The organism is Bradyrhizobium sp. YR681 (assembly GCF_000282615.1).
GTDB lineage: Bacteria > Pseudomonadota > Alphaproteobacteria > Rhizobiales > Xanthobacteraceae > Bradyrhizobium.
The window spans coordinates 26421-34317 of the sequence record NZ_AKIY01000029.1; the positions used below are offsets into that span (position 1 = coordinate 26421).

Annotated in this window: 6 protein-coding genes; 4 read left to right on the forward strand and 2 right to left on the reverse strand. The window is 63.4% G+C overall.

Going from position 1 to position 7897, the window contains the following annotated elements; translation table 11 throughout:
- Both PMI42_RS04825 and PMI42_RS04830 read right to left on the reverse strand, forming a co-directional pair.
- Positions 1-2409, reverse strand: coding sequence for a TonB-dependent receptor family protein (locus PMI42_RS04825; protein ID WP_008131073.1), 2409 nt, complete (start codon positions 2407-2409; stop codon positions 1-3).
- 84 nt (positions 2410-2493) lie between these two features.
- Positions 2494-2859, reverse strand: coding sequence for a DUF2946 domain-containing protein (locus PMI42_RS04830; protein WP_008131075.1), 366 nt, complete (start codon positions 2857-2859; stop codon positions 2494-2496).
- 482 nt (positions 2860-3341) lie between these two features.
- Here PMI42_RS04830 and PMI42_RS04835 point away from each other — a divergent pair, with 482 nt between their 5' ends.
- From PMI42_RS04835 to PMI42_RS04850, 4 genes are all read left to right on the forward strand, one after another.
- Positions 3342-3746: a globin gene (locus tag PMI42_RS04835; RefSeq protein WP_008131076.1), complete on the forward strand. Its 405-nt coding sequence runs from the start codon at positions 3342-3344 to the stop codon at positions 3744-3746.
- Between the two features lie 139 nt (positions 3747-3885).
- Positions 3886-4908, forward strand: coding sequence for a sugar ABC transporter substrate-binding protein (locus PMI42_RS04840; protein WP_008131077.1), 1023 nt, complete (start codon positions 3886-3888; stop codon positions 4906-4908).
- Positions 4909-4914: 6 nt separating this feature from the next.
- Positions 4915-6417: a sugar ABC transporter ATP-binding protein gene (locus PMI42_RS04845; RefSeq protein ID WP_008131078.1), complete on the forward strand. Its 1503-nt coding sequence runs from the start codon at positions 4915-4917 to the stop codon at positions 6415-6417.
- 12 nt (positions 6418-6429) lie between these two features.
- Entirely contained in the window at positions 6430-7458 is a 1029-nt protein-coding gene (locus PMI42_RS04850) for an ABC transporter permease (RefSeq protein WP_008131079.1), read from the forward strand.
- Positions 7459-7897: the final 439 nt, after the last annotated feature.

The window sequence follows — 7897 nt, forward strand, 5'->3', positions numbered from 1 at the left end:
TCATTTGAACGCCACCTTCATACCCGCAACAAAGGCGCGCGGCGAGCCGGCATAGATCGAACCCGTCGTGTTTGCGAGCACGCTCGCAGGATTTTGAAGGCCCGCGGTCGTGACCGTGTTGGCGATGTTGTTCGCCGACGCGACATACGTGCGGTCGAACACGTTTCTGACTTCCAGGAACAGGTTCAGGGATCTGAAAGTGTCGGACATGAGATCGGTCTTGTAGTGGACGTTCAAATTGACCAGCTCATAGCCCGGCGCCTTCAATAGATTTGCATTGTCCATGTAGAAGGAGTCCTTCCACTGGACCTCAACGAAGCCACCAAGCCCGGTCAGCGGCCCGGCGAACGCCTCGTAGCCGACCCTGGCTGTCAGCTCGTTGGGCGAGATGCCCGGGATCTTGTTGCCGGCCCGATTGAAGCTGAACACCGCGCCATTGGTGATGTTCTCGACATACTCGGTGTAGACCTCGTCGAGATAGGTGTACGCCGCCATGAACCGCCAGCCCGGATGGAATTTCCAGTCGGCGGCAAGCTCGATACCCCGATGCTCCGAACGCGGTGCGTTGAACGTGTAGCTCGTATTTAGTGAACCGGCAGGCGTCGCCTGCGATACGAGCTCGTCGCGGAAAAACTCGTAGAAGCCCGTCGCACTCAGCTTGAGCACGGAGTTCGGCGTCCAGTCGAAACCGAGATCGTAGCCCAGGTTCTTCTGGGTCTGCAGCTGGGTATTGTTACCCGACCGCCCGTCCGGCAAAACGAACAGATTCGAAACCTGCGGCGTGCCGTATCCCGTGGCGACCCGGCCGCGGACCAGCCACTCGCTATTTATGGTATAAAGCAGGGCCAGTTCGGGTGCCGTATTCTGGAATTGTCTGTCCGCAGCTGTAATCTTCAGAGGATCCAAAACCCCCGTCGGACCGGAGTAGCTGTAGGCCGTATTGACACCTTTGAGGACAGTCTGCTCCCAGCCGATACCGATAACGCCAACCAGCGATGGTGCAAGCCTCAGTTCCTCCCGCGCACGCACGCCGTAATTCGACGTCTCGCTGTACAAGTTGTTCGTGATCCTCCCGAGTGTTGCATTGCCCCCCGGCATCACGGCCCACGTATCGCTCGACGCCGTCAGCGTGTTGTAGAAGGCGCCGAAGAACGTAGTCGACTCCATCCCAAAAATCTCGCCGCGCTTGGTGAGATCACTCATGAAATTGTACGAGGGAAAATCTCCGATGGCGCTGGTCGTGCCGGTCGGCTGGCTGATGTTCCTGTCGTCGAACACGAACTGATTGCGCCAGGTCGTGGTGTTGTCGAAATCGTGCTCCCAACGGCCGCCGACGATAGTGCGGCGGTCGTTGCGGCCGAGCCCGGCCTGCACGGCCGTCTCCTTGTCGGTTCCGGCGGTCGCGTTGAAGCCGTTGTTGTTCAGCGTGACCGTGCCGCATCCGGCCGCGGCCGAGACGCCGGTCGCACAGCCCTGCTGGAACGGGTTTTGATAGTATTGGCTCAGCGACTGCCGGATCGGCAACCGCGTGCTCAGATCGTTGTTGATGATCTTGACCGTGAAGCGATCGTCCGGCGTCGCCTTGAGCGTGCCGAGGAAGTTGACGGTCTGGGTATTGAACCAGCTGTTGCCGATATAGCCGTCGCCGCGGGTGTCGCTTGCGAACAGCGAACCCTCGAAATTCCCGACCTTCTTTCCGGCCGCCAGATAATTATTGAGATAGCCGTAGCTGCCGCCGTCGACGCCATATTCGACGCCGTCGATCGAGCCGCCCGGCCGAGTCCGGAAATTGAGCGCACCGCCGGTCGCGTAGTTGCCGTAGAGCGCTGACGAAGGGCCGCGGACGACGTCGATGGCGCCATAGGCGTGGGGATCGATCAGGTCGCTGCGCGACAGGCCGTCCGGCTGTGTCACTGGAAAACCATCGTCGAAGATCACGAGATTGCGGATGCCGAAGCCGTTCCTCGCATTGGAGCCGCGAATCGAGATGCCGAAATCGCGCGGGCCATTTCCCTGCTTGATCGAAATGCCCGGACTGTCCCGCAGGACATCACTGACCGAGAACGCGGGGCGGTTGTCGAACTGGCTGCGGTCGATGGTGGTCGCGGTCTGGCCGGCCGGCGCCTGATTGAGACCATCTCGCACCGCGCCGGCGGTCGTCCCCCCGTTTGGGGCAGGCGCGCTCGCGCTGATGTTCCCTGCGACGGGCCTCGCCGGCCGGGTTGCCGCAGCAGAGCGATGTCGCGCCGGCCGGGTTGTCGGCTTGGGACGTGCATCGCGCAGCGCCTCGACGGTCACCGGGGGAAGCGCAGTCGTGCTGCTTTGGGCAAAGGCTTCGCCCGACGACGCGAGCAGTGCGGCCTGAACCGCAACAATGCTCACGCCGCGGCGGGCATGACAATTCAACATGGGGCATTCCTGACACCGGCTCTCTCTCCGGCCATTCGACGGCATCAATCGCCTGCGGACGGACCGCGGCGACACTGAGGGTCGTCAGGAGAATCGAGGAGGCGCGCGTGCCTGGGGGCTTGAGCCCTTACGGAAGGGGACGGCTGATGGATCCGCCGCGTACCACACCACGCGCTCGGCGTGGCGGAAAGGAATCGCCAACGCGGTGTGCGGCGGCGAATCGAGCGAGGCGCCCGCCTGCGCCAGACAGCAGAGCGCGCATGCCGCACCATGTGCGGTCGGCGAGCCGGTCTGGTCGCCCTGCTCGCTCGCACTGTGGCAGATGATTGCGGCAGAGAGCGGATCGGCCACGGCCTTGCCGGCCGCCAGACAGGCGGCAATCGGCGCCAGCACCTGCATCGCCAACGCGAGCAGGACCAGAGGCAGGAATTTTTGCAGCCGTGCGCGCATTCGCCGAGCCATTCGTTCGTGCGCTAACTAAACACCCCGCCGGGGCCCGAGTCGAGGTCGGTTCCGCCGCCCGCTTGGCGCAGCGCAAATTTCTCGAAAACTGTGGTCGGAGCGCCCCACCCCGGCGCCGGGATCGGCATTTGAGGCAGCGCGACCGCCCCAACCATCCACAGATTTCTTATATTTGTCATATGCTTACATGGCTAAAAGCCCGATCATTTCGCGGACTGCTGTTATTTTGAACAATCGTTGCCGAAAATGATGACAAGTGAGAAAAGTTGATCTAGCATCCCTCTTGCTCAGGCGTGACCGCGAGGTCGAAGTCTGGTGGTCCAAGTCTCGGGAGGAGCCCCTGGCGCGCAAAACGCAGCGTCGCCCCGTCAATCAAGAGCAAATCTTAGAATCGGGGATAATAGGGTCGACACAATTTTCGAGCGGGGCTAGGGCCCCGCTCTTTTTTTGTCCGCGTGGCTGAAGCGCCAATGAATGCTTCTCCCAATTTAATCGAACAGAGCTTTGAGATCGCGGCTTCACGCTGCGCGGATATCACGCCGCTCGTTTACCAGCGTCTGTTCGACCGGCATCCCGAAGCGAAAGCGATGTTCCGCTCGCAAGGCAGCGAACCCGTGATGGGATCGATGCTGGCGCTGACGATCGAGGCGATCCTGGATTTCGCTGGGCCACGCACTGGTCATTTCCGGCTGATTGCCTGCGAGGTCGCCTCGCACGATGGCTACGGCACGCCGCGCGACCTGTTCATCGCTTTCTTCGCGGTCATCAGGGATACGCTGCGCGCGCTGATCGCCGACGAATGGTCGCCGGAGATCGCGCAGGCTTGGGACCAACTGCTCGTCGAGATCGAGGCCTTCGCCGCCGTCCCGGCTTGACGCTTTGCGCTGCACCAACACGGGCTGCGGCGATCCCGCGGCTGATTGCAGATTGAGTGACAACAACTCTTGTGAGAGACTTTCGCCGATCGGACGCGCAAGCAATGACGCGCCGACAAAAAGTACATGGGAGCGAGCGATGTCCGGGACGAAAGATTTCTCGACGACGAGGCGCGATCTTCTTCAGGCGGCAGCGACCGCCGGCGCCGGGGCTGCCCTTCTCGGCAGCATGGGCATAAACCCCGCAATGGCCGCCGAAGTCGGACGCAGCGAGAAGCCGTTGAAGGCGGCATTCTCCAATGCAGGCCTCCAGGCGACATGGTGCGCGCAGGGCAAGCAGGCGGCGGAATTCTGGGGCAAGTTGTTCAATGTGGAAGTGACCTGGTTCGACGGCCAGCTCGATGCGGTGAAGCAACGCGCGGCGATCGACAACATGGCCTCGCAGAAATGGGACTTTGTCGCGATCCAGGCCTTCGGCATCGGCACCCTCACCCAGCCGGTGCAGAAGATGATCGACGCCGGCACGCCCGTCATCGACATGGACACCTTGATTGCGCCGCTCGACCAGATCAACGTCCACTCCTTCCTCGCCCCCGACAACGAGTTCATGGGCGCCTCGGTGACGCAGGCGCTGTGCAACGCCATGGGCGGCAAGGGCAAGATCATCATGACGCAAGGCGCGCTCGGCCATACCGGGGCGCAGGGACGCGCGAAAGGCTTCAACAACGTCGTCAAGCAATTCCCCGGGATCGAGGTGCTCGACACCCAGCCGGCCGACTGGGACGTCTCCAAGACCGCGCGGCTCTGGGAAACCTACCTGACGAAGTATCCGCAGATCGACGCGGCGTTCTTCCACAATGACGACATGGCGCTTGCCGCGGCCAACATCATGAAGGCGCGCGGCCGCACCAACATCCTGATCGGCGGCGTCGATGCCATGCCGCCGGCGATCCAGGCGGTGAGCGAGGGCCGCATGTTCGCGACCGTCCGCAATCCGTCCTGCCGCATCCATGGCGGCGCGATCATCGCGGGCGTCTCCGCCGTGGTCGGCGGCGAGAAGAGCGGCCAGGGCATCCCGAAGAACGTCGTCACCGACGGCCCTGTCGTGACCAAGGCCAACGCCGCCGGGATGCAGTGGATGCAGGATCACTTCCTGATCTGAGCCTCCATGCGAGAGGATCATTCGCCCATCCTGGAACTCCAGGGCATCACGAAGAGCTTCGGCGGCGTCGAAGCACTTCGTGGTGTCGACTTCGCGCTCTCCCCCGGCGAGATCCACGGTCTCGTCGGCGAGAACGGCGCCGGCAAAAGCACGCTGATGAAGATCATCGCCGGTGTGCACAGCGAATTCTCCGGCCGCTTCCTGATCGACGGCAAGGAGACGCATTTCCGCTCGGCGCGCGATGCGCGTGCGGCCGGCATCGCCATGGTGCATCAGGAGCTCTCTGTTGCACCCGACCTCACGGTCGCGGAGAACGTGTTCCTCGGCAACCAGCCGACCAACGCCCTCGGCCTGGTGCAGTGGCGGCGCATGGCGCGGGAGGCCGGCGAGCAGCTCGCCCGCTTCGGCATCGACGTCGATCCGATGACGAGGCTCGGCGATCTCCCGATCGGGCTGCAGCAGCTGATCGAGATCGCCCGCGTACTGTTCTCCGGCGCCCGCATCGTCATCCTGGACGAGCCGACCTCTGCGCTCTCCCCGCCCGAGGTCGAGCGTCTCTTCGCGACCCTGCGGCGGCTGCGCGAAGAAGGCACCGCCATCGTCTTCATCTCGCATTTCATCGAGGACATTCTTCGCGTGTCCGACACGGTGACCGTGTTCCGCAACGGCCGGAAGGTCGCCGAGACTGCGAGCGCCGCGACCAGCAAGGGTGCGCTCATCGAGGCCATGATCGGTCGCGGCGGCGAGGCGCTCGAGCACAGCTACAGCGACGATCTGATGCTTCCCCAGCCGAGCGACAGCTCCGTCATCCTGAAGGTCGATCAGCTCTCACTGGCGCGCAGCCTGAAGGACATCTCCTTCGAGGCCCGCGCCGGCGAGGTGCTCGGCATCTACGGCTTCATGGGCTGCGGCCAGCAGGAGCTGTCGCGTATTCTCTTTGGCAAGCTGAAGCCCGACGGCGGCACGCTGGTCGTCGAGGGCAAGCCAAAGACCTTCGCCAGCACGGCGGCGGCGCGGCGGGCCGGCGTGGCGCTGGTTCCGGAGAGCCGGCGCGACATGCTGTTCCACCAGGAGCCGGTCTACAAGAACATCTCGATCAGCATTCTAGACCGCATCTCCACCCTGCTGCTCAAGCCGGCGCAGGAGCGCGAGATCGCCCAGCGGCAGGTCGAGCAGTTGCAGATCCGGCCGCCGGTGGTCGGGCTCGATCTCGGCATGCTCTCGGGCGGCAACCAGCAGAAGGTTGCGCTGGCAAAATGGCTGACCTATCCGCCCAAGCTGCTGGTGCTGTGCGAGCCGACCCGCGGCATGGATGTCGGCGCCAAGAACGACGTCATCAACATCGTCCGCGATCTCCGCACAAAAGGCCTCGCGATCATCGTGCTCTCCACCGAGCCGGAGACGGTGCTGTCGCTGGCCGACCGCATCCTCGTGCTCAAGCGCGGCGCATTGGTGCGGGAATTTTCGAACGAGCCGGTCAGCAAGGACCGCCTGCTGGAAGCGGCGTGACGGAGAAGCACCATGGCGAGCAGTGAAACGGTTCCAGCGGCGGGTGCGCGGGCGCGCGGCCTCGCACCCTTCCTGCGCTCGCAGATGCGCAACATCGCGCCGTTCCTGACGCTGATCTTCCTCTCCGGCTTCTTCGCGCTCGCCAGCCCCTCCTTCGCAACGCTCGACAATCTCGGCAACATCCTGACGCAGGTGTCCGTCACCGGCATCATCGCCGTCGGCCTTACCTTCGTGATCCTGTGCGCCGAGATCGACCTCTCCATCGCCGGCATCGCCAACGTCACCGGCATCGCGGTCGCCTATTTCACGATGCAGGAATCCTACGTCAACATTCCCAACATCCCGCTGCCCGGCGCCGCCGCGATCCTGCTCGCCATCCTGCTCTGCGCGGCTCTGGGGCTCGTCAATGCGCTGGGGCTGACCGTGATCGGCATCCCCTCCTTCATCATGACGCTGGCGATGATGCAGATCGCGGCCGGCATTTCGGCCCTGCTGGTGCGCGGCCAGATCGCCTACAAGGTGCCTGATGTGATCACGACGCTCGGCTCCGGATCGATCGGCGGCATCCCCTGGATCGTCATCGTCGCCGCCATCATGCTGCTCGGCGGCCATCTGGTGCTGACCTACACGCGCTTCGGCCGCTACGTCTATATGGTCGGCGGCAACCGCGAGGCGGCCGAATATTCCGGCCTCAACGTCAAGCTCATCCTGGGCAGCGTCATGGTGATCTCGGCGGTGTGCTCCGGCATCGGCGGCATGCTGGGTGTCGCCCATTTCGGCAGCGCGCAGCAGAACGAGTTCGACACCTATCTGCTCGACTCCATCGCCGCCGTCGTGGTCGGCGGCACCAGCCTGTTCGGCGGCCGCGGCGGCATCGGCAACACCATCGTCGGCCTGTTCGTGCTCGGTGTCCTCAACAACGGCCTCGACCACGTCAACATCGACAGCTTCCTGAAGATCCTGATCCGCGGCCTGATCCTGCTGGCGGCGCTGATCATCAACGTCTATGCGCAGCGCTTAAGGGAAAAAGCGGCGGAGTAAGCAGCCGTCAAAACACAAAATGCGAAAACAACCCCATGCACAGTAGCCGGGACCAGCGAAATCAACGGCTTGAGGGCGACACGTCGCGCAATTGCTGATTTTTCGAATTCCATTTGACGCGTCGGGCAAAACAGGTGTAGGGTGTCATCATGGCGGCCGTAGCAGCTTCCCGAGACCGCTGGAACTTGATCCGTCATCCTGAGGTGCGAGGCAGGCGATGCGAAGGCATCGCATGCGGAGCCTCGAAGGATGAACGGCCGAGATCCACAGCCGGGCCGTCGCCCTTCGAGGGCCGCTGAAGGAGCGGCCACCTCAGGGTGACGGAAATGGAGCCACTCGCTGCACCTATCCGGCATTGCGGGCGCCGGTTAGCTCTCGGTCTTCTCATCCTGCGCGAGCCGCGAGAACCTGAAATCGCAGTGGCTCCCCCCCCCCCCCC

Bases quoted from the DNA above. Each gene is read 5' to 3' on its own strand.
- PMI42_RS04825 (WP_008131073.1), bottom strand. From the start codon at position 2,409: ATGTTGAATTGTCATGCCCGCCGCGGCGTGAGCATTGTTGCGGTTCAG.
- PMI42_RS04845 (WP_008131078.1), top strand. From the start codon at position 4,915: ATGCGAGAGGATCATTCGCCCATCCTGGAACTCCAGGGCATCACGAAG.
- PMI42_RS04835 (WP_008131076.1), top strand. From the start codon at position 3,342: ATGAATGCTTCTCCCAATTTAATCGAACAGAGCTTTGAGATCGCGGCT.
- PMI42_RS04830 (WP_008131075.1), bottom strand. From the start codon at position 2,859: ATGCGCGCACGGCTGCAAAAATTCCTGCCTCTGGTCCTGCTCGCGTTG.
- PMI42_RS04850 (WP_008131079.1), top strand. From the start codon at position 6,430: ATGGCGAGCAGTGAAACGGTTCCAGCGGCGGGTGCGCGGGCGCGCGGC.
- PMI42_RS04840 (WP_008131077.1), top strand. From the start codon at position 3,886: ATGTCCGGGACGAAAGATTTCTCGACGACGAGGCGCGATCTTCTTCAG.